The organism is Aeromonas sp. WP2-W18-CRE-05 (genome assembly GCF_014168615.1).
GTDB classification, from domain to species: domain Bacteria; phylum Pseudomonadota; class Gammaproteobacteria; order Enterobacterales; family Aeromonadaceae; genus Aeromonas; species Aeromonas caviae.
Window position 1 is genome coordinate 2,193,091 of the sequence record NZ_AP021917.1, and the last position, 21,935, is coordinate 2,215,025.

Annotated in this window: 18 protein-coding genes and 2 pseudogenes; 14 read left to right on the top strand and 6 right to left on the bottom strand. The window is 52.2% G+C overall.

Annotated elements, in window-relative coordinates; translation table 11 throughout:
- Nucleotides 1–88 precede the first annotated feature (88 nt).
- A complete protein-coding gene (locus H7R73_RS10385; RefSeq protein ID WP_010674978.1) occupies nucleotides 89–337 on the top strand; it encodes a hypothetical protein in 249 nt (82 codons plus the stop codon).
- Nucleotides 338–757: 420 nt separating this feature from the next.
- Here H7R73_RS10385 and H7R73_RS10390 read toward each other — a convergent pair whose 3' ends face one another.
- Both H7R73_RS10390 and H7R73_RS10395 read right to left on the bottom strand, forming a co-directional pair.
- Nucleotides 758–1,009, bottom strand: coding sequence for a type II toxin-antitoxin system Phd/YefM family antitoxin (locus tag H7R73_RS10390; protein ID WP_010674977.1), 252 nt, complete (start codon nucleotides 1,007–1,009; stop codon nucleotides 758–760).
- Between the two features lie 78 nt (nucleotides 1,010–1,087).
- Entirely contained in the window at nucleotides 1,088–2,395 is a 1,308-nt protein-coding gene (locus H7R73_RS10395) for a Fic family protein (RefSeq protein WP_021140687.1), read from the bottom strand.
- A gap of 254 nt (nucleotides 2,396–2,649) precedes the next feature.
- On the opposite strand from H7R73_RS10395, the gene parS reads away from it, so the two are divergent.
- The 4 genes from parS (at nucleotide 2,650) to H7R73_RS10415 (ending at nucleotide 9,676) form a co-directional block, all read left to right on the top strand.
- Complete coding sequence (gene parS, locus H7R73_RS10400) at nucleotides 2,650–3,102, top strand: type II RES/Xre toxin-antitoxin system antitoxin (protein ID WP_021140686.1); 453 nt, start codon at nucleotides 2,650–2,652, stop codon at nucleotides 3,100–3,102.
- A 331-nt stretch (nucleotides 3,103–3,433) separates the two neighbouring features.
- A complete protein-coding gene (locus H7R73_RS10405) occupies nucleotides 3,434–4,012 on the top strand; it encodes a hypothetical protein (RefSeq protein WP_024941319.1) in 579 nt (192 codons plus the stop codon).
- Nucleotides 4,005–6,383, top strand: coding sequence for a site-specific integrase (locus H7R73_RS10410; protein WP_010674973.1), 2,379 nt, complete (start codon nucleotides 4,005–4,007; stop codon nucleotides 6,381–6,383). Before H7R73_RS10405 ends, H7R73_RS10410 begins: the two co-directional genes overlap by 8 nt.
- A complete protein-coding gene (locus tag H7R73_RS10415; protein WP_182951692.1) occupies nucleotides 6,368–9,676 on the top strand; it encodes a tyrosine-type recombinase/integrase in 3,309 nt (1,102 codons plus the stop codon). Before H7R73_RS10410 ends, H7R73_RS10415 begins: the two co-directional genes overlap by 16 nt.
- 202 nt (nucleotides 9,677–9,878) lie before the next feature.
- On the opposite strand, the gene H7R73_RS10420 is transcribed toward H7R73_RS10415, so the two are convergent.
- Entirely contained in the window at nucleotides 9,879–10,802 is a 924-nt protein-coding gene (locus H7R73_RS10420) for a WYL domain-containing protein (RefSeq protein WP_005327394.1), read from the bottom strand.
- A gap of 100 nt (nucleotides 10,803–10,902) precedes the next feature.
- On the opposite strand from H7R73_RS10420, the gene H7R73_RS10425 reads away from it, so the two are divergent.
- Both H7R73_RS10425 and H7R73_RS24170 read left to right on the top strand, forming a co-directional pair.
- Nucleotides 10,903–11,193, top strand: coding sequence for a DUF4258 domain-containing protein (locus H7R73_RS10425; protein WP_081100796.1), 291 nt, complete (start codon nucleotides 10,903–10,905; stop codon nucleotides 11,191–11,193).
- Nucleotides 11,194–11,331: 138 nt separating this feature from the next.
- Nucleotides 11,332–11,838, top strand: coding sequence for a hypothetical protein (locus H7R73_RS24170; RefSeq protein WP_005327398.1), 507 nt, complete (start codon nucleotides 11,332–11,334; stop codon nucleotides 11,836–11,838).
- Nucleotides 11,839–11,954: 116 nt separating this feature from the next.
- Here the strand turns inward: H7R73_RS24170 and H7R73_RS10435 are convergent, their stop codons facing one another.
- The gene (locus tag H7R73_RS10435) at nucleotides 11,955–12,167 is read right to left on the bottom strand and encodes a helix-turn-helix domain-containing protein (protein ID WP_059169687.1); all 213 of its coding nucleotides are present in this window, start codon (nucleotides 12,165–12,167) and stop codon (nucleotides 11,955–11,957) included.
- Nucleotides 12,168–12,290: 123 nt separating this feature from the next.
- Here H7R73_RS10435 and H7R73_RS10440 point away from each other — a divergent pair, with 123 nt between their 5' ends.
- From H7R73_RS10440 to H7R73_RS10450, 3 genes are read left to right on the top strand one after another with little or no spacing between them, the layout of a single operon-like run.
- Nucleotides 12,291–12,500: a hypothetical protein gene (locus tag H7R73_RS10440; RefSeq protein WP_042011229.1), complete on the top strand. Its 210-nt coding sequence runs from the start codon at nucleotides 12,291–12,293 to the stop codon at nucleotides 12,498–12,500.
- 11 nt (nucleotides 12,501–12,511) lie between these two features.
- A complete protein-coding gene (locus H7R73_RS10445) occupies nucleotides 12,512–13,750 on the top strand; it encodes an Arm DNA-binding domain-containing protein (RefSeq protein ID WP_182951693.1) in 1,239 nt (412 codons plus the stop codon).
- A complete protein-coding gene (locus H7R73_RS10450) occupies nucleotides 13,734–14,624 on the top strand; it encodes an HDOD domain-containing protein (RefSeq protein ID WP_223920190.1) in 891 nt (296 codons plus the stop codon). The genes H7R73_RS10445 and H7R73_RS10450 overlap by 17 nt, the downstream gene beginning before the upstream one ends.
- Nucleotides 14,625–14,691: 67 nt before the next feature.
- Here H7R73_RS10450 and ssb read toward each other — a convergent pair.
- A pseudogene (ssb, locus tag H7R73_RS24550) lies at nucleotides 14,692–15,061 on the bottom strand (single-stranded DNA-binding protein); the annotation flags it as partial.
- Nucleotides 15,062–15,397: 336 nt separating this feature from the next.
- Nucleotides 15,398–16,315 (bottom strand): WYL domain-containing protein, encoded by a 918-nt coding sequence (locus H7R73_RS10460; protein ID WP_182951694.1) that lies wholly within the window; start codon nucleotides 16,313–16,315, stop codon nucleotides 15,398–15,400.
- Nucleotides 16,316–16,584: 269 nt separating this feature from the next.
- Between H7R73_RS10460 and H7R73_RS10470 the strand changes: the two are divergent.
- The 4 genes and pseudogenes from H7R73_RS10470 to H7R73_RS10485 form a co-directional block, all read left to right on the top strand.
- Nucleotides 16,585–16,995 (top strand): annotated as a pseudogene (locus H7R73_RS10470) (IS5 family transposase); the annotation flags it as partial.
- 68 nt (nucleotides 16,996–17,063) lie between these two features.
- The gene (locus H7R73_RS10475; RefSeq protein ID WP_026141915.1) at nucleotides 17,064–18,044 is read left to right on the top strand and encodes an IS5-like element IS5 family transposase; all 981 of its coding nucleotides are present in this window, start codon (nucleotides 17,064–17,066) and stop codon (nucleotides 18,042–18,044) included.
- 267 nt (nucleotides 18,045–18,311) lie between these two features.
- Nucleotides 18,312–19,634, top strand: coding sequence for a dynamin family protein (locus H7R73_RS10480; protein ID WP_182951695.1), 1,323 nt, complete (start codon nucleotides 18,312–18,314; stop codon nucleotides 19,632–19,634).
- Nucleotides 19,631–21,934, top strand: coding sequence for a dynamin family protein (locus tag H7R73_RS10485; RefSeq protein ID WP_182951696.1), 2,304 nt, complete (start codon nucleotides 19,631–19,633; stop codon nucleotides 21,932–21,934). The genes H7R73_RS10480 and H7R73_RS10485 overlap by 4 nt, the downstream gene beginning before the upstream one ends.
- Nucleotide 21,935: the final 1 nt, after the last annotated feature.

Sequence of the window (21,935 nt, forward strand, 5' to 3'; positions counted from 1 at the left end):
AAGCAGCCACCTCCATTGAAGATCTAAACTGGACAGGTCCCCAGTGTTATCGAAAACGGGGGGGCGCAACCAACAAGGTAACTCTGACATGTTGAAACCCATTCTGGTACAGCTCCGAGAGGCCTTGGCCGAGCTGCCCTACTTCACCCATATCGACAACCAGCATGACTACGAAAGTGCGCTGGCACTGATAGATGAGCTGGTGGATGACTACGATAACAACGTCCAGCTGTTAGACCTGCTGGCGGCCAGCATTGAGCGTTGGGAAGATAATGCTGAAGAGTTTGCCGAGTTTAACCGGCGGGTGGCGGCCATCCCTGCGTCATCATCGACATGAACCACTAGGCTAACGTCTTGCCGCCGGGCGCAGCCTACCGCATGAAGTCCGAGCACGACAACAAGCTGCTGATGGATCTTCGATCCAAAAATCGGATGGTTGCACACACTCCAGGGTGGTCAAAATTGGACGCTGAAAACCCCGGATGGATGAGTCAGACAGGAATGCCGCCTGACGGCCTTTGCTTTTCAGTGGTTCGTCTCCATCGGAAGCGCCCAAGTGAATTCCCCTTTATTACTACACCGGGGCCCAGATCAGCAGGCGCTGCCAGTTCGCTCACACAATGAGGGGAGGAGGGCCATGACGCGACTAATGCTGCGATGACAATAAGGGGCATCGTAGCGTTGATCTCCAGCCCGCGCTTGATCAACGTTGACTTGCAAGAGCTGAGGGTAGTGATGTCAAGGATGGGATTCTAAATCATAGGTCCTCCAGGTTGACGCTGACGAACTCCGACCGTTTGACTCGCTCATCGACAATACGGTTCAGCTCGGCATCTTCGGCCAGTTCCAGATAGTAGGCGTAGAGCTCAGGCGGCACACAATAGAATGCTGGCTCGTTACGATAGAGGATGGCGACGGCATCGCCTTTTCCCTCTTTGATGGTCCCCATTGGATTGCGTCTGAGCTCTGTGATATTGGCAGTGGTGGCTGCCAGGCTTTGGTAACTCATGATGATGTCCTCGGCATAGAGCACCGCACTATGGAATACCTTAATAGATACTCAACTCGACGATTGTCACAGTATCAATCAGCGCCCATGTTGCGCTTTCCACGCGATAAACTCCGAGGGCCGTAAACCATAGCGTGCCAGAACACCTTCATGCAGCCTTCGCAACTCTTCAACAATCAGTGCCTGTACGGCCGATCGCTCTTGCTGCGGGACGTTCTCTGACACCGCTTGTTCAATGGTGCTGAGTGGATCAAGTTGGATCGACGTGACGACCCCACGGACAGTCTGTTTGATAAGATCCCGCCATGCTAGGCGAAGTGGGTCAGGTTCGGCGAGATCCCGCTTGATGGCAAGATATTCTTGGGTTGAACGTTCATAAGCCCACACGTACAGGTCGCGTAGCAGTTCGATGCGGGCCATTTCGTACACACCGAGGGTGGCGCGGCTGTAGGCCTGTTCTGGTACATCGAGGAAGGTGAGCGGGCAGAGGTTGCCACGAAACAGGGGGAGATTCGCGGCCAGGCGGGAAGTGCGTTTATTGATGTCGGCAAAAGGTTGTAGGTAGGGCAAGTGCACCATCATGAAAAACGATTGTTCAAACGGATCGTGGATCTGATTGGCTTTGCTCAGCACCTCGTCCAGCACCTCTTCGATTTGTTGTGCCGTGGATAACGGGCGATAGATACTTTTACTGATGTCGACAGCATGTTGGCGAATGCGCCCCTCATCGGCAGGGTTGGGTAGCAAGTTTTCCGCCAGGGCGCTGTGCAAGTTCATCAGGGTGTAGCGGTTAAATTCGGCACTGTCGATGTTTTCGACCAGTAACTCGATCGCGGTTTTATGGTTCAGGATCATCTGCGTTTCGATGGCTCCCTTACCCCGCGCGGCCTTGCCGTGCTCGATAAGTTCACGGGTGTCTAGCCTGCTATAGGTATTACCTTCCAGGTGGCTCGATGCCCATGATAAGTCGATCAACAAACGGTTCAGGATCGCTCGACTGTATGTGCCGGCAGGCTCATCGATGTCTGTGGTCTTGCCCATGTTGTGCAACTGACGGCGCAGTGATTCGGACAGGTAACAGGTTTCGTTGGGATGATATGCCTGCAAGAAATCATGCTGATAGCCCACGGGCTTGCGGGCTGGGAGGGGCTGGTCGATATAGGCAAGGATATCCAGGCTGTCGGCAGAGAGTGGGATGAACGCGGGGAAACTGTCCACCTTGGCTATCCGGGGCTCGGTATGGCTCTCGGAGTCAGCATGATAGCGGCGAGCCCGTCCTTCGCCTTGGGCTGTGATGTGGCCGCTTTCAATCAGCTTGGCTATCAGGCGCTGTGCGGTGCGTCTGGCAATGCTCGGGTGGCGGCCCAGCAGTTCAGCCAGCGTCAATCCGCTTTCGGATCCCCTGATAGTCTCTAGTAGGTCTGTGGTCGCTGACATCGTGTTTGTTGGCGCGTTTTTCATATATATGGCGCCATTTTGGCGCAGTTAACTAAACTGCGCCAGTTTTAGTGGCAAGTTTGGCGCAGTTTTGCGGTGGCTTCATAGGTTAACGTTTGGGGTTTGAAAGAGTCCTGCATCGTTGATGGTATGGTTTAGATGGGCTAGTTTAAAGGCGCAATGATACAGGGAGCCGCCTCGCCATGTCCTACGCTGCTTATCGTTCTGTTCGCCAGATCCGCCAACCGAAGGGGCTGATGGCCTCGCTGGCCTTGCCCCAGGAGCTTGTGGGGGCGCATCATCTCATTGTGGCTGGAATGGCTCCCTCCATCGTCAATGAACTGGCTGCGTTGCTGGGCTGCGACGTCAAGATAGTCTGTCAGCTGGTTGGCATTGACCGCTCGACGGTGACACGCAAGCGCACTGCTGCGGCCCTGCTGTCCCGCGCTCAGAGTGCCCGTATCTATTCATTCGTTAGTGTGATGGAGGCTGCGGAGTCGCTGTTCGAGGGGGACAGGGGGAAGGCGCTTGAGTGGTTGAACAAACCTGCCCGGGCGCTGGGAGGAAACCCTCCTGCTACTTTCCTGACGACCGCTGTCGGAGCTCAGGCAGTTATCGATCTCATCGGTCAGATTGAGCATGGCGTCGTCGTTTGATGGCGACCTATCTCGCTGAAGGCGTTACCGCTCGACAGCGGTGTCCAGCATGTGCAGGAGAAAGCCAAGTATTGTTCAATTGACGTCACCCGAGTCAGTCACATTCCCCCTTGCATATCGGCTAAATGATTCCGCTCCCTCGACGATTACCCACTTGGTGAATTGCATCTCCATTCCTGACTTCATTCACAGTACCTGCCTGCGGTAGGCCTGCCATGCGCAGGTTCAGAGGTTCGGTGTGTGGCTGAATCGGTTTATCGCTAAGGAACTGTTTGAAAACAAAATACATTTTTATGTAATGTGTTAGTAACGGGTGATACACGGGGTTTACATGAGGACGAAGGAGTCAGGGAACTATCAGATCCATCCGGCGTTAGTCGCGTTTCGTGAGGCGTGGTTGGAGTTGGGCTTCAAGACTGGGCTGCCGATTGCCGATCAATTCCATACGCTCTGGGAGTCAGCCATTATTCTCTATCGTCCCTTGTCGTCAGGCGATGATGTGGGCAGTGCGCTTATGATCGTAGGGCCATTGTTGCCAGTATTGTCTTGGCCGTCGCCAATCAAACCGCCGCCTGGGCAACGATTGATCCCCTGCGGGCTGAATGAGGGTGAGGTCGAGCAGCATCTGGCCGGGGAGTGGCTGAGGTTGATGACGCTGTTAGGGGAGCCCCGTCTCATCGAATGCAGCCGACGAATTTTCAATCGCGTTCTGACAGACGAGCAGCGTCTTAACTGGTTTCAGAAGAAGCGGTTGTCTCAAGACTATTGGGCCAAGGTGTGCGGGTTGTCCCGGGAACAGCTGGCGCATGCTCAGGAGGCGCTGAGCAAGTCCCGGCAAAAAGACAAAAAGAACGGGATGGTATCGGTGCCCGAACCTAACTTCTTCTTGCAGAGGTTAGCCGATGAGTGATGACCTTTCGCAGGAGCAGGCAGTGGAGGGTCTTGACGCTGAACCCGCCCGTTCCCTTACCCGACAGCTGGTGTTTCCGGAGGCGTTGGCCGAGTGGCACCGGCAAATCCTTGAATCGTTGCAAGCCTGCTGTCAGGGGATCCTGGGATTGGATCCAACACTGACCGCGTTGTTGGCCGCCGAGCTGCAGTGGATCGATTCTGTCTCATCCAAAGAGATGCTGCCCCCATCGCCACTCTCTGCCATGCAAATGCGTGAGCGGTTGAGTAAAGATCGGAGACTCAGCCAATTCTATCTCGTTGACGCCATCTTGGCGGAATTGCGTAGTGGCCATAGCCTCAACGGTGAGCTATTTGCTCAGCTCAAGTCCGTGACGATCCTGGCCGTCTTGGCGTTATCACATATCAATTTTTCTCAGGGTATTGCCGAGCGGGACCAAACGGTCGAAGAGGCGCTGCGCAACGTCAGGCTGATGGCGAACAATCAACGTGAGGTGATGATTAAGGCCCTGTCTGAGGTCGATTTTACGCAGCCGATACTGACGCTATTGCAAGCCATCAAGATCCAGAGAGAGCAATATGCCAATAACAAGCAGGTGAGCGTCAATACAGGGGCCTTGGAGGCCCTACTGAGCCGACTCTATAAGGCGCGAGCCAAAGAGATCAAAACGGGTACCCGGTCAACCGGCGAACGCCAGCGGTTCCAACTGGAGGCGCGTTATCAAGAGCAGCTCGACGAGCAGACCCAAATCCTGTTGCTACGGGAGGTTCTGCTGCAGCGCGGCAAAGTCAAACTGACCGAGTGGGAGGGTGAAGAGGAGCGAGGAACCCTCCCTGAGCAGCAGACGCTGCTGGTGTCCTCTCAGCCACAGGGGTTGATGGATATTCAGGCGAGGGTTTTGCAAAGCGCCTCGGTAGCGCTCTCCATGTCGATGCGTCATCTGCAGTTGCCGGCCAACCTTTGGATTGCCACAGCGTCACAGATCACACGCCTCGTCGATGCCTTGATGCCTCAGGCGGTCGATGAAACGGCGTTGCCGGCGCTGTCGATCCTGCTGCAACTGGTGATGGGCACGAGTAGCGAGGACTTGCACAAGCTGCCGGTCTGGCCGAGTACTGAGATTAAATTGCCTGCTCCTGGCTCTCGATTTGCCGATGACGACGGACCCTCAAAGAATGCCAGTGGTATTTGGCGGCTTCCTCATGGGGCGTATCTACAACGCTATGTAGAGGTTGCCCACAGCCGAGTGCATAGGAAATTGCACTCTTTTTTGCCAAAGAGTGACTTATTCTTGCAGCTACCTTTGCCAAAATGGGCCACTCATTTATTGGTTGGACACGGTTGGAGGACATTGAGTAGTAGCGCGCAGGTGGATTGTTTAGCGCGAGCAAATGAGCGAGCTGGCACGGCCTTGACCATGCGACAGCTGCAAAACTACCAGCGTGCTTGGTTGCAAAGAGAGGGGATTGATAGCGCCATTGCCGGTATCCTGCGTGGCAAGGCGGCTCAGCAATGTTCCCCTATGGCCTACAGTCATGTGCCACGTAAAGACGTGTTGCAGATCTGGCGCCGTTATTTGGCCTCCATGGGGATGACCGCGGTGGTGCTGGCACCGGAATTAGAACAAGGAGCTGTCGGATCACGCCTCTATCCTAGCGTTGGCGAGCTTGCTCGACTCCTAGGAAATTATCAGCAGTACCTCTGTGCACGACTCAGTGGGTCACGGCAGCAGCGTCCAACGCTGACGCAATATCATAACCTCCTCGTGCGCCACAGTTTGTTGATCCTCCATCTTTCTACTGCCGCCAGGCCCGTGACGGAGATGTACGGCAGGCGTGGCGATTACTGCCTCATCAGTCGCTTTATCCGGCTGACAGACAAAGAGGGACGATCTGTGAGCTCGGCCAGGTTGGTGCCATTGTCAGCGTTGGCAGTGCAGCAACTGCAAGCCTGGGAGCGCTATTTGACATATTTGGCATGTCAGCGTGAGCCGCTGCTGGCGCCGTTAGTGTCGGCGGCGGAGCAAGCATTGAGTGGAGCTGGAGCGCTCCTGTTCTGGGCGGTCGAGGCCAAAGATGGCAGCCTGGAAGGCACAGAAATCGTCACCCCAAATTCGATGATGAGGCAGTTCGAAAATCTGTTGCCCCTGGCGCCAAACTGGCATCGCCATTCGGTGCGCAGCCACCTGCTGGAGCAAGGCGTGGCCACCGAGTTTATCGATGCGCTGCTTGGTCATGAGGAGATGGGGACAGAGTTCACAAACCAGTACAGTAGTGCGGCGTTGAGCGATCTATTTACCCTGACGGACGTGCTGGACAAATGGCATCAAACCCTCGGGTTGAAGGTGATGGGCGAATGGACAATCCACTGATCGATTGGCGTGAACAGCTTCGAAAGGAAGATGAGCGTGCAGCGAACGTTCTTCGGTCTGGTCGGGCTATGCGTCGGGATCGTCTCAAACGTGCTCAGGTGCAAATAGAGCGTCGAGCACTGGATGCGCTGTTGCAACATTTGCCCGGCCTATTCAAGGAGCCAGCCGATGTCCGAGGGTTTGAGTATCTGTGGCCATTGGCGATGAGCACGTTGACGGGCAAGTATAGGCGACAGTCTGAATTCAAGGCTGGGCTGCGAGCCATCCTGCTTTGCCTGCAGCAGGGCAATACCAGCGGGTATTGGCAGTTGCCGTTGCCGACAATCCCCCTGACGGTGCTTCGGCGCCCGCTACCTTACACTGAAAAGTGGTTTGACAAAGCGCAGCGCTGTAGTCAAGCGCTGCTGAACTGGCATAGACAGATCGAGGCCCGCGACACTAGCCTGATCGAAGCTGAAGATTTACTGGCCGACATTCTTCATAGCGCGGTGTTTTACTGCGGTGTACACCAGACGGCGATTTTGCACGCACTGATGCTGGCCATCGCTGAGCGGCGAAGATTATGCACGAATGGCTCAGTTGTTTGGTTGCCTTTGACGTTAGAGAGCAAGGCGTTGGCCACCAATGCGCACGATAGAGCAGGGAAGGGGGTTACCGAGCTCCAGATTTTCCTAAGCCTGCCGACTCTGGGGTTGGTACAGCGCTGGTATCGTCGGCGCGGCAAAACGTTTGAGCTTGCCGTTGAGCTCGACACATTCAGCTTATGGGCCCAGAGACATCTGACTGCACCCCTGCGCGGGATCAAAGAGTTTTGCCAAGGGGCGAGTCTGGTAACCGGTGGGCAAGCCGGGGTCCGCTGGCCACAGATCCTGACTCATGTGGCATCTGGGGCGTTACACAGTGTACCGCTGCCTCATGAACACTGGCTTTCACTGCATCATCCGACGGTTGCGGATGGTCACCAAGTGGTGTGTTTGGCGCAGGAGGCGAGTACCGGATTAGTCGATAACCTGACGGCAGGCAGTTCCAAGCGTCGGCGCTACCATGGCGAAGACCACCCTTATTCATCCTTACTGGCTCGGTTGCGAACGGTGTTGGCGGAAAAGGAGAGCGCGACTCGCAAGCAGACGAAGGCAAGCTGCCTCGCAGGACTGAATCGGTTGCGCAATGAGCAGACCCTCAGCAAGTCAGAGCAGATCCTGGTCGGGTGGCTACATCAATGCATCGCAAAGAACAAAAACAAGCCTTCGACGCTGCGCAGTTACCTTAGTCGCGGTGGTCAGCAATGGCTTGTTCGGTGCTTTGATCATGATCTCGGCTTATGGGATGGCGATCGTTTTCTGAGCTGTTATCGAGCATTGCTGGAAGAGTATGGGGGGACTTCAAATCTGGTCGTCGACCCGGCGCTCTCTGGTGCGGTTGAACGGACGGACCTGGAAAGATCCTCCACCGCAGAGCCGGAAAGTTCCTCTTCCGAGGCGCCCGTTAGCCAAAAGAATGCTGTCAGCTACATGGCTGCACGCTTGACCAGCCTGCACAGCTATGCGGTGGCGAGTTACCACTTGGCCCCATTGCCGGAGGAGCTGGTCCCGCGCGAGCGCCAGCGGCCCCATGTGCGTGCCACCTATCTCAGTGAACCTCTCTTTCGACAGTTGCTGCGTGGAATGGAGCGGATGACGCACACCTCATCGAGTTACCGAGAGTGTCTGAGCGCGTTATACATCGTGGCTTATCGTGCTGGACTGCGCTTGAGCGAGATCCAAAAGCTCAGGTTGAAAGATATCGAACGCAGTCCAGAGTGCTGGCTATATATTCGCGATACCCGGCTTGATGATGGCAAGAGTGACAGTGCCACCCGCAAGATCCCCCTGGGGGTCTTGCTGACCCCGGAAGAGCGTACTCGATTGGATGCGTACTTGTCTGGGTTATGGCCGCGAAAGGCGAAAAACGCGAACGCGCTGGCGTTTCCCTCACAGAGCGGTTGGTTGATACCGATGTCGGATGAAGAGATCAGGGGGCCGTTAACCAGTATCCTTCGGCAGGTTGGTGGGAAATACTATACATTCCATCATCTGCGGCATACGGCATTGAGCCGCCTGCAACTGCTGCTACATCACGAAGCTCTGGCACTGCACAGTTTGCCAGGGTGGGCACATTTCCTGCCTTGGTCGGCCGCACAGTGTACCTCTATCTACCAGACCATCACACACTCATCCACTCAGGGGGATTATTGGGCGCTGGCCCAGTTTGCTGGCCATCAGAGCCCGGAGACGACGTTGCACTCATATTTGCATTTTACCCACTGGGTCAATGCAGCGTGTCTGTTGCAGGCCAAGTACGACTGGTCTTTGTCACTGCGACACCACTTCACCGGGCTGTCTCGTGCAAAGCTCACACAGAACGACTGGTTGGAGGGGCCCTTGACATGGCAGCGCTGCCGGGAGGCCCTGCTCCAGTCGCTTTCGCCTTATCTTCAACAGGTCTCCTGGGTCCTGATGGAGTGTGCACCTTACCCTCCCTTGGTTAAACACAAGCTGGATTTTGATGCCGCTCTGGAGCTGATCGCACGGTTCGCACGACATGAAGATATCACCGATCAACTCAATCGTTATCAACTCACACCCGCTATGGTCGATGAGTTAGTTGAAAAAATTCATTTACTTAAAGCATTTAAGACTCAGCGGGGAGCACAGCGATTGCTCTACTCAACGTCACATCATCTGAATTTGCTTCCTGGAGCCTTGCGCAGTCATAAAGAGCAAATCGAACTCCGTAAAGTGGTTAAACTGGCTCGCCAGGTCTATCGCGAGCAACGAGCGGCTTTCATCGAATGGATTGGCTATCTGCTAGTCCGAAGCAATACTCGCAACACTGGGATCCCCTTCACGGATCCACAGATGTTGCAAGCCTTCCTGAGTGTGACGGTATTACTGCTGCCAGCGACACGGATTGCGATCGAGGTACGATGTGGCGCCAAACGGAGTGAAAAAGCCCCATGGCGGGAGGTCATCTCACGCTATCGAGTGAAGAGTGAATTCATTGAAAAAAGTGGGGCTAACCGGGCACTACTGCGAATAATTCATCCTGACGAGGCGGGTATCTGTCAGCGTTCTACTGAGCGGCAGCAAAATGCTGACACGGTAAAACCAATGGCGCGCTACAGCACTCCATTGCTACGGACAGTCGCCTATGTCGTGGCGCTGAAAGTAATGAGCATCCAAGAGCTGGTATCGCTAGGTAACAAGAAGAAAGCCGACTTTGCACGTCAAACCGCGCGTGAGCTTACAGATTGAACGTGCAACATGCTGAAATAGAATAAAATCTATTTGCTTCGCCATTTTGCCAGCTGCCTGACCACTGCGCGCTGCGCATCTGACGACCTGAAACGCCCTCATCACGGATTCTTGGACGCCTGATCATCGTCGACGCTCATTCTCACGGCGGGGCATAACTGTCTGGCAGTAGGGATCCCCGTCCGTTAGGGTGGGGAGTGTATTAACGTGGCAGCACAAGCAAATCTGCACTCTTGAGCTTGAAGGTACAGCCTTGCTCGATCAGCTCCTCTCGATTTGCCAGCACCAGCGGGTAGAGCAGAGGATGTTGTTGGTGTTCGCCGTTATAGCTCACCTGCATCCGTTCCAGTGCATAGTGCATCAAAGGGATGCGCTGGCTGATCAACAGCTTGCCATCTGCCATGGCGTAGTCGCTGGCAATGATGGCTTGCTGTCCTTCGCTGAGGGCTGGATTGGGGATAACGATGGCGGTGACCCGGGTGTTCCACTCCCGATCCTGATCCCGGCCGTGGGGGGAGGCATCCAGCAGATCTGGTTCGCCGCGAAAACGACTCATCACGAAGTCCAGATATTCCCCTTTCTTCTCGCAGTAGGCGCGCACGTGCCAGCGGATCCCGTCATAGACCAGGGTATGGGGCACGATATTGCGGCCGCTCTGCGCCTCTGAGCTGAGCGACACGTAATCGACATCGACCCGCAGTTGGCCGCGCGCCGCCTGCACCAGACCACGCACGATTTTCGGGTCGATATGGCGGTTGGGCACATCCAGGATCTCGATATGGCCGTAGCGCAGGTCCATCAGCGGCAGGGTTAACAGGCCCGCTTCATGTTGGCGCTGGTGCTGCTTCTCACGGTGCAACAGCATCAGGTACTCATCGACGTTGCCTTCACTAAAGCGCGGCACAAAGTGGTCGGTGGGTTTGTATCCCTTCAGACTTTTGTCATAGACCAGCCCGTCCGGTGCATAGTGAGTCAGGTAGTGATTGATATCCCGTGACGCTTGCTGGCGACCGATATTGAAGGCGGTCATCAAATGATTGGTGGTCAGCCGTCCTTCCCATTGCAATACGATTTCCAGCAGACGAAAACGCAGGGTTTGATCCCAGGTGAGCTCTTTGGGTGCCATATCTGTTCCAAAATGCGACATGTGTATGTAACCAGTATCGGCATGAGTATACAGGCTACATATAATCAATCCATCGAGATGAACGTTACAGGAGTATGTCATGAACGGAAAGCTGGACAGTGCATACAGCCATCACGCCGCGTGCCGGATGCAGCAGCGTGGTATTGATCCCGAGTGGGTGGAGCTGCTGCTGAGCAGCGGGCGCTCTGCGTATCACCAGGGCCGCGAAGTGGTTTATCTCGATCGCAAAGGCGTGGCTATGCTGCAAGCCGAGTGCGGATTGCCCGCACAATGCTGTCAGCGACTACGTCGTCACTATCTGGTCCTACAAGGCGGCGAGATTGTCACCGTCGGGCATAAAACCGCTCACTTCAAACGCGATCGGCACTGAGGCACCATGAACCCAACGCGGTTATCAGATCAGGCAAGCATGCCCCTGATCAGGGGGATATGTTGCTTGTTGTCAGCCGAGCGAGTGACGACGCTGACCGCTTTACTAGCCAACGGCGCATGTCACCAACAGGGTAAGATGTCACCGCTGGCGATGATGGCGGCATTGGCCATCCATATCGAGCAACACCGGTTGGATCGCACGTTACTGCCCATCGACCAGGGGCGTGAGCAACTGATGGCCGGTGCTGCCGACTTGCTGGGGAGGGACGCCCGCTTTGAAGATCAGGATGCGTTTCGCCTGTTGGCGCTACTGCTCGACAAATTGCTGCGGGGAGGGCGTGGCAGCCGTCCGGCCAAGCAGGATGGACTCACGGTAAGTGTGATGGAGTTGCGGGCGCTGGCGGTCAGATCCCCGAATAGTGATGCCGTGGTGCGTGGCAGCTGGCGGCGCAAATCACGCAACCAGCTGGGCCACGCCAGCTGGCTGGATGTGGTAGAGGCTGCACTTTGGTGCTTCTGGCATGGGGATGACCTGGCCAGTGGCGAAGTATTGCTCGGGGTATTGCTGGGCCGGGATGAGCGCGTACGGTTGGTCTATGGTCTGCTGGCCGGTGCTTTCTATCTGTCAGATCGGACGGATTGAAGAGGGAGCCCAAAGCCCAAGACTCTCAGTTCCGCTGATTTTGTGTGAAATGCAGCAACTACTCAGCAATGGGCTGGTTTACATCGGCCAGTATGAATTGATAGCAATAACAGCCTTCACTGACTGGTAGATCCTTGAATCTCGAACAAATCCCCAACATTGATATCTAAGTGGCGACATAACTGTTCTATCACATCCAGTTCTATCCGTGTCGCAGTTTCATTGTAGAGACGGTGAATGGTGTTCCGGTTTATACCTGTTTCTCTAGCTACTTCAGCAACTTTCAACTTTCGCTCACCTAAAATTCTCGACAAGTGGCACTTAATCATTACTCCTCCATAAAAAAAATACCCACAGCGTAGCAAAATGTCTTGCAAGGGTGTTTAAAGGTGCTAAAGTCTCTCCTGTAGTGCATATGGTGTCTTTGAAGAGAATAAAGCGAGGATATGATTATGGCATACACCTATCTGACAACAGAAGAGCTCTCTGCACGGATCAAGTTTGATCCGCGTACCATCCGCAACCAGCTCAAGGATTCCGTGCTGCTCGAAGGGCTGCATTACATTCGCCCGTTTGGGGGACGCAAGCTGTTGTTCCTTTGGGAGCCGATCGAAGAGGAGATGCTCAAGCACAGCGCCACGTTCGAATCTTTCCAAGGCTAGGGGGTGGCAAGATGGCGTCTATTTTCAGTCTCAACCAACGGCTGTATCTCGATTTTACCTTCAAGGGCAAACGTTGTCGGGAACGGACCGGCCTGCCGGATAGTGAGCAAAATCGTCGCAAGCTCAAGCAGTATTGTGAGCGGATGGAGGCTCAGATCACGCTGGGGCAGTTTGATTTCTGCAAGGCGTTTCCCAATAGCCCTCGCTTTGACTATTTCGCCAACCAGGCCAAGCGGGAAGCGGTATTGTTGGCGGGGTGCCCCTTGCTGCGCGATTTCGCCGAGCAGTGGTATGCCGAAAAGGCGGCAGAATGGCGCACCTCCCAGCGGGAGACGGTACGCGACATTCTCGATGGTCACCTGTTGCCGCAGTTTGGCAACCAGCCGCTGAGCCTGATCGACAAGGGCGCTATTTTGGCATTCCGGGCGCAGGTGACCCAGTTGCCCGGGCGCAGTGGCAAGCCGATCTCCGCCTCGCGGGTGAATCACATCATGACGCCGCTGCGGATGATGCTGACTGATGCGGCCGACCGCTACGGCTTTATCTCTCCTTGGCGCAATATTCGGGCGCTCAAAATCCACCGTACTACCATCATGCCGTTCAGTCTCGACGAGATAGGTGACATCGTGGCCACGGTGCGGGCGGATTATCGCCCTTACTACATCACCCGTTTTTTCACCGGCTTGCGTTCTAGCGAGATCCACGGGTTGACCTGGCGCCATGTCGATTTTGAGCGCCGGCAGTTGCAGATTTATCAAGCCTGGGTGCGCGATGAATTGATCCCGACCAAGACCGATGGCTCCTACCGGACGGTGCAAATGAGCGAGCGGGTGTATGAGGCACTGCTGCTTCAGCGCAGCCGGCAAGGGATTGATGTCACTCCGGATCACTTTGTGTTTTGTAACCGCAATGGCCGTCCGCTGGAGGATCGCAATGTGGCGAACCGGATCTGGTATCCGTTATTAGCTTTGCTCGATCTGGAGAAGCGCAAGCCTTATCAGACTCGGCACACGGCCGCGACCCTCTGGCTGGCATCCGGGGAGAGCCCGGAGTGGATTGCCCGGCAGTTGGGCCACAACAGCACGCAAATGCTGTTTCGGGTCTATTCCCGCTATGTGCCGGATCTGTCGGGGCGCGATGGGCATGCCTTTGAGCAGATGCTCAGTCGCTATGAGCCGACCGCATCGGGTCAGCGCGATGAGATCGCCCCTATCCTCAACGAGGAGATCCCCCATGGCCCACGTCATTAATCGGCAGGACCCTGGTCCCTTGCGGTGGGCAACGCGCTTGCATTGCCTTGAGGGGCAGTTGGAGCAGTGGCAACTGTGGACGCCCGGTGACACCCAGTTGGTGGTGGTGTCGCACAGTGAGATGGCCCACATCGAGCCCAGTGGCCAGCTGGTGCGCTGGCGGCTTGCCGCCCAGCCGTCTGCTCCGGTCGGCCTGCCTACGCAGGGGATTGCGGGGATGGCTGGCGAGGCTGCCCGCCAGCTGTGGCTGTTTCACCTCGAGCAGGCACGGTCAGCCGCTCATGGCCAGATGATAGAGCAGCTGTGGCAATTTTATGCTGGCCTGCCCAGTGGCGGGGTTCGTCAATTTGTCCAGGGGCTGCTGTTTGATAAACCCTTTATTGCCGCCTTCTATCGCGGCAAAGCGAGTCATCACCACCACCATGACTACGAGGGCGGCTTGCTGGAACACAGTGTTGAAGTGGCGCTGACGGCCAGGATGCTCTGCCAGCAATACCAGCTCGACAGCCGCACCGCCGACGTGGCCTTTTTGGGCGGGCTGTTGCACGATGTCGGCAAGCTCTACCTTTACTACAACAACAGCAGCGGAGAGGGGATCTGCTCCTCCCATGAGGCGCTGAACTTTATGAAGCTGGAGCCTTACCTCGAGCCATTGATGGCGCGAGAGCCGCGGGTGTTTGAAGCGCTGACCGCCTGCCTGTCGGCCTCGGTGGGCAAGCAGCAAATCCAGTACATGCCTGAAACCATCGTGAAGATGGCCGATCGCCTGTCAGCCGAGGTGTATCACTGGCGGCGGGTATTTGTTGGCTTACCCGACTTTTATTGGTTTCATAAATCCGACGAGGATGCCCGGATCTACAAACGGCTGGGATGAGCGAGGCCTGTTGGGCGAGGCCGTAAAGAAGCAGGGCCGCAATGTGCGGCCCTGTGTGGTTGAGGGGCTAGAACGGGTCATCCATGTTCATGTCCCAATCGGTGATAGGCGGTGGTGGGGTGACCGGCGCTGGTGTTTTACGGTCGACTGGCACAGTTATGCGCGAGTGCTCTGTGGCGGACACAGGATGGCCATCCTGATGATTGCGCCCCCCCAGCATTTGCATGACCCCGTTAAAGCTGTCGACCAGCACTTCGGTGGTGTAACGGTCCTGGCCATTCTGATCTTGCCACTTGCGGGTCTGCAGCTTGCCTTCCACATAGACCTGTGAGCCCTTTAAACACCACCCGGTGCCATTCGGTCCGCTCTTGCTGTTGGCCGGTTTGCCGATCACGCCAACTCTCGGAGGTCGCCAGACTGATGGTGGTCACCGCCCCCCTGATCCGGGACTGTCCGATCTTGTCAGGACACCTCACTGTGATGTGTGTGGTGACAGCACGACAAAGACAATGGCACAGGAATACGGCACATTGTCAGCCCACTGGGGGTATGGCTCGGTACGGCACGATGGCGAGAGATACGAAGTGCATCTCTGTGAAGATTGTTTCTTTGAGACGCTCGCGTCTTTGCGTCAAAGCCATCGCTCGCAGAATATGTTTGAGGACGATTATGTGCCAGCCGACCCTGATCGTTTTGGTCGGGTGGAATGACGGATAAACAGTCAGGTGCTCGTAGTGGCGTCGTGAGCTGGGCCACTACAAAGCACCAGCCCGCTATGAAATTTGCAAATCTGCACTCTTGAGCTTAAAGACACAGCCTTGCCGGATCAGCTCCTCCCGGTTGGCGAGCACCAGTGGGTAGAGCAGGGGATTATTAGCATGTTCCCCGTTGTAGCTCACCTGCATCCGCTCCAGGGCGTAATGCATCAAGGGGACGCGCTGTTCTATCAGCAACTTGCCGTCGGTCATCGCATAGTCGCTGGCGATAATGGCCTGCTGTTCATCACCCAGACAGGGATTGGGGGTCACCACAGCGACCACCCGATTGTTCCACTCCAGATCCTGATCTCGACCGTGGGCCGAAGCGTCGAGTAGCTCCGGCTTGCCCCGAAAGCGGCTCATCACAAAGTCCAGATAATCCCTCTTCTTCTCGCAATACGCCCGCACATGCCAGCGAATGCCGTCATAGACCAAGGTATGGGGAACTATATTGCGCCCGCTACGCTCGGCCGAACTGAGCGACACATAATCCACATCCACCCGTAACTGGCTGCGGGCCGCCTGCACCAGACCGCGTACGATGACGGGGTCGATATGGCGGTTAGGCACATCCAGGATCTCGATATGGCCGTAACGCAGGTCCATCAGTGGCAGCGCCAAGACACCTGCCTCATGCTGGCGCTGATGCTGCTTCTCTCGGTGCAGCAGCAACAGATACTCATCCACCTTGCCTTCGCTAAAGCGAGGGCTGAACTGGGCGGTAGGTTTGTAGCCCTTGAGATTGCGGTCGTACTCCAGCCCTTGTGGCGAGACCTCCTGGATATAGCGGTTGATATCCCTCGACGCCTGCTGGCGGCCAATGTTGAAGGCAGTGCAGAGGTGGTTGGTGGTTAGGCGGCCTTCCCACATCAACACGATCTCCAGCAGTCGAAAACGCAAAGTCTGATCCCAGGTGAGCGCCCCAGCGGTCATATGTGCTCCAAAATGCGACATGTGAATGTAACCAGTATCGGCATGAGTATACAGGCGACATATACTGGCAGCACCAATTGTGTAGAGCAAAGGAGAGCGCAATGTACAGCCAGCATGCACTGCAGCGTATGCAGCAACGTGGGATCAGCAAACAAGTGGTCGACGTGCTGCTGAGCTTTGGCAGCTCTCACTGGCGTTGTTGCTCAAATCAGGGAACTATTCGGCAGTTCAGTGATCTGATCTCTTAGGTTCACCCCCAGGAGCGTCAGATGGGCAAGCCAAAACACAAGATCAGCAACTGGAAACAGTACAATCAGGCTTTGGTACAACGTGGTTCTCTGACTATCTGGATGGATGCGTCAGCTATCCGGCGATGGCATTGCCATATCCACCATGGGCGCAGAGGTAGAGGGTTTCACTACAGCGACACAGCCATCGAAACGGCTTTAATGCTCAAGGGGCTCTTTAATCTACCCCTCCGCGCACTTGAAGGTTTCATTAACTCGCTGTTCAAACTGATGGCTGTGCCACTGAAATCACCCGATTACAGCTGCATCAGCAAGCGGGCCAAGACGGTGGAAATCAACTACCGGGCACCGAGCAAGGGGACAGTGACACACCTGGTCATCGACTCCACCGAGCTCAAGGTTTACGGCGAAGGTGAGTGGAAAATGCGTAAGGGAAGGTGCGAACAAGTCCCTGATATGAGATCATGTTTGTCATCTGGAGCCATGGAACAGGGTTCATCATGAGTCATCAGCTCACCTTCGCCGACAGTGAATTCAGCAGTAAGCGCCGTCAGACCAGAAAAGAGATTTTCTTGTCCCGCATGGAGCAGATTCTGCCATGGCAAAACATGGTGGAAGTCATCGAGCCGTTTTACCCCAAGGCTGGTAATGGCCGGCGACCTTATCCGCTGGAAACCATGCTACGCATTCACTGCATGCAGCATTGGTACAACCTGAGCGATGGTGCGATGGAAGATGCTCTGTACGAAATCGCCTCCATGCGTCTGTTTGCCCGTTTATCCCTGGATAGCGCCTTGCCGGACCGCACCACCATCATGAATTTCCGCCACCTGCTGGAGCAGCATCAACTGGCCCGCCAATTGTTCAAGACCATCAATCGCTGGCTGGCCGAAGCAGGCGTCATGATGACTCAAGGCACCTTGGTCGATGCCACCATCATTGAGGCACCCAGCTCGACCAAGAACAAAGAGCAACAACGCGATCCGCAGATGCATCAGACCAAGAAAGGCAATCAGTGGCACTTTGGCATGAAGGCCCACATTGGTGTCGATGCCAAGAGTGGCCTGACCCACAGCCTAGTCACCACCGCGGCCAACGAGCATGACCTCAATCAGCTGGGTAATCTGCTGCATGGAGAGGAGCAATTTGTCTCAGCCGATGCCGGCTACCAAGGGGCGCCACAGCGTGAGGAGCTGGCCGAGGTGGATGTGGACTGGCTGATCGCCGAGCGCCCCGGCAAGGTAAGAACCTTGAAACAGCATCCACGCAAGAACAAAACGGCCATCAACATCGAATACATGAAAGCCAGCATCCGGGCCAAGGTGGAGCACCCGTTTCGCATCATCAAGCGACAGTTCGGCTTCGTGAAAGCCAGATACAAGGGGTTGCTGAAAAACGATAACCAACTGGCGATGTTATTCACGCTGGCCAACCTGTTTCGGGCGGACCAAATGATACGTCAGTGGGAGAGATCTCACTAAAAACTGGGAATAACGCCTTAAATGGCGAAGAAACGGTCTAAATAGGCTGATTCAAGGCATTTACGGGAGAAAAGATCGGCTCAAACATGAAGAAATGAAATGACTGAGTCAGCCGAGAAGAATTTCCCCGCTTATTCGCACCTTCCCTAAGTGACTACGTTGTGATACGGGAACTGAATGTGATGGATTTATGTTTATACCTATGCATTGGGATGTAGTGCGTCGAGGATCTAATTTTTTATAAAATATTAATTAGTGGAAATGTTTATGCTTACAAATGATATAGATAGTAGTGGGTTTGTTTCGTCAAGAATTTTAGAAAGACATCCTTTGATAAATTCGAGTCAAAATTTTCAGTCTAAATATTATGCAGTACTTGAGTATTTTGTAAAAAAATTTAGCTCGAGGAAGGATTATGCTGATGCAAGACTTGTACAATATTTAAATTTGCTTGTGGGTGGCGAATCAACTCTTATACTGAATGAAAGTAATTGCAGTCAACTCATACGAAGCATTGTTAATACTCCATTAATGCCTTGGCGGCGAAAATATCGATACTGGCTTCTCTGTGATATTGCGTTAATCCTTATTGATTACTCGGACATATGCAATGCACAAAAGCAAATAGCTAATTACTTAAGTCATAAGAAGGCTCATTTACTGGAAGGATTGATCGCTGTTCTTCACTCCGATGAGCCTGTCCCGCATGCTTATTCGGTTGCCGAAGATTTAATAAGACAGTTTCGGGTCAACCGAAAGTTTATCTCGCAACCAGCGATGTGTTTTATGGTTACGGCGAATATGAGTGCCGGCAAGTCAACTCTGATCAATGCACTTATTGGAAAGCCATTAACTAAAACATCGCAGGAGGCATGTACAGCAAACCTAACTTACCTTTTCAATAAACCATTTGAGGATGGTTCTATAAATGTGCTTCATTCATCACTTAAACTTGGTGCAAGTTATGATGAACTAATGACAAAGACAGACATTAGTCATATAGCTTCATTTTTCAGGGCATTGGACCATGAACATGGGCGTGTGTGCTTAATCGATACTCCTGGCATTAACTCATCAATCAACCTAGAACACGGAAAATTGACAAAAAGAGCTCTTCAAGATGAAAGATACGATAAGTTGATCTATGTGTTCAATGCCAATCGATTAGGTACCGATGAAGAAATACGATATCTGAAATTTGTGACAGATAATGTTCCTAAAGATAAGATTATTTTCGTGTTAAATAAGCTTGATTCATATAATAAAAATGTTGACTCAATAGAAGATAGCATTGATGGTGTGCGAAAAGATCTTCTTGAAGTAGGATTAGATAATCCGATTGTTTGTCCAATATCAGCATATTTTTCCCTACTAATTAAGATGAAACAAAACGGCGATGAGTTAACCAATGATGAAATTGATGATTTTGAATATTACAAGAAAAAATTCTTAAAACCAGAATTTGATTTGTCATGGTATTATGGTCTCAATGGTAAAGCTGATAAAGATGATGAATTAACTATATTGGCTTGTAAATGTGGACTTTACGGGTTTGAAAATACTCTTTATGGAGCAGTAGTAAAATTATGAAAAAAGTGTTCATAAAATATAATCCATACAAACTTGAAACTGAAGTTAATATTGATGGGAATAAATTAGCACAGAACAGTAAAATCGGAGAGCGGGTCTGTGCCGGAACGCGCCTGCAAGAGTGGATCGAAGAATTGCCACAAATGTTAATTGATGAATATAATGACACTGAGTTTGCAATAGAGTTTCATGGTACACAACTTGACTGCGATGATTTAACAGCAGTTTTCTCAGGGGACCTAAATAAGGGTTTAATCAAGAGTAATAATATTAGTCATATACCAGCAAAAGAAACTTCAGATAAAGAAGCTTTGATTAATGAGGTCTTTGATGAAATTAAAAAAGGCCCATATGATGAGTTAAGAAGCGAAGATATTCTCAGCGCGTTTAATCATGCCAAGAGTAGTGATTTTGAACTTTGTGTTGTTGCTACTATGAGTGCTGGGAAATCTACACTAGTTAACGCTATGTTAGGTTCAAAACTCATGCCATCAAAGCAGGAAGCATGCACAGCAATAATCACGCGCATTAAAGACGCAATGCGAGATGGCTTGCCATTTAGAGCTGAAGTTTATGGCAAAGAAAATAGGCTATTAGAAACGATTGAAGAACTGAGCTATCCAGTTATGGAACGATTGAATGCAGATCAAACTGTTTCAGTTATCAATGCCTATGGTAATATTCCATTCGTTTCGTCAGATGATGTTTCTCTTGTTATTATTGACACTCCCGGGCCGAATAATTCTCGAGACCGTCGGCATGAAAAAGTACAAAGCGAATTACTTGGTAAGTCATCAAAAGCACTTGTCCTTTATATCATGACCGGTGAGTTTGGCACTGACGATGATAATGCTTTGCTGAAACGTGTTGCTGAAAGTATGACTGTTGGCGGCAAACAATCCAAAGACCGGTTTATTTTTGTAGTTAATAAATTCGATGATCGTAAGAAAGAGGATGGTGATACAAGTAAGACACTAGATCGAATCCGTTCATATTTAAGAACCCATGGAATAGATAATCCCAATTTGTTTCCAGCTTCTGCTCTGCCTGCGTTAAATATTCGGCTAGTTGAAAATGAAGCACCAGAAGTGGACGAAGATACATGTGATGATACAAGAGTCAAGGTTAGAAAGCTGAACAGAAATGAAAACCTGCACTTGGAAAAATATGCATCTTTACCAATAAGTATCCGTAATGAAATTAATGAAATACTTAAAGGTGTCAGAAGCAATTGGAAAGAAGATCCTCTCGACAATCCTAATGAGGCATTGATTCATACCGGGATAACTTCTATTGAGGCCGCCATTCGTCAGTATGTGCAGAAATACGCAAAGACAGCAAAAATCAAAAATATTGTTGATACTTTTGCGCATAAACTTGATGAGGTGGGTTGCTTTGAAAAAACCAAGCGTGAACTGGCGAAAAACCAAGAAGAAAGCGAACGTATTGTAAGACAGATCGAGTCAATAAAAAGAAAAGTTGATGATGCTAAGGCCGCAATAAAGTTTGAGAATAAGGTTGGGGATGCATTACTACAGGTTGAAGAAGATTCAAATAAAGTAGTAAAAGAAATAACCAGAAAATATCAGAATCGCATCACGGAGCAGCATGATTGCCTGAGAGGTAAGGAAATATCTATAGAGGATGCTGATGACGTTGTTGGGCAACTGAAGAAATTTGTCAAAGCGTTAGAGCCTGATTTTGAGGTGGAGTTAAATGAACTTATTCGAGAAAGCATTTTAAATACAAGCAATTCCCTTCTTTCTGAATATAAACAGAAACTGATTTCATTGACAGAGGAAATTGATATTGATGATATTGGCGGAATATCGATAGATCCTCTGAAATTGATGGGTGGCAGCATAGATCCAGAGATAAATAAATATATCGAGAAAAAAGAAATTGAGGATGGTGATGAATTCATCAAAAATAATGATAAAGCATGGTATAAACCTTGGACTTGGCTTCAAGAGAGTGGCTACTATCGGACTAAATACAAAACTGTTAGCTTTGTGAATGGTGGTGCATTAGCGCAAGAGTTTTTTTCACAAATAGAACAGGCTATGCGAGAAAATGGCAAAAATGCTTGTAAACATGCCAAATTACAATCGATAAAAATTGCGGAACAGTTTAAGGCTGAATTTAAACGTCTAGATGTTGTGTTAAAAAATAAACTTGCAGAGCTAGAAAACTACGCTACAGATAAAAAATTAGCGGAAGATCGCGTTAAGGAATCTGAGCTTAAACTTGCATGGCTTAAGCAAATTAATGTGAAAGTTGAATCAATTCTCGAAATCTAAT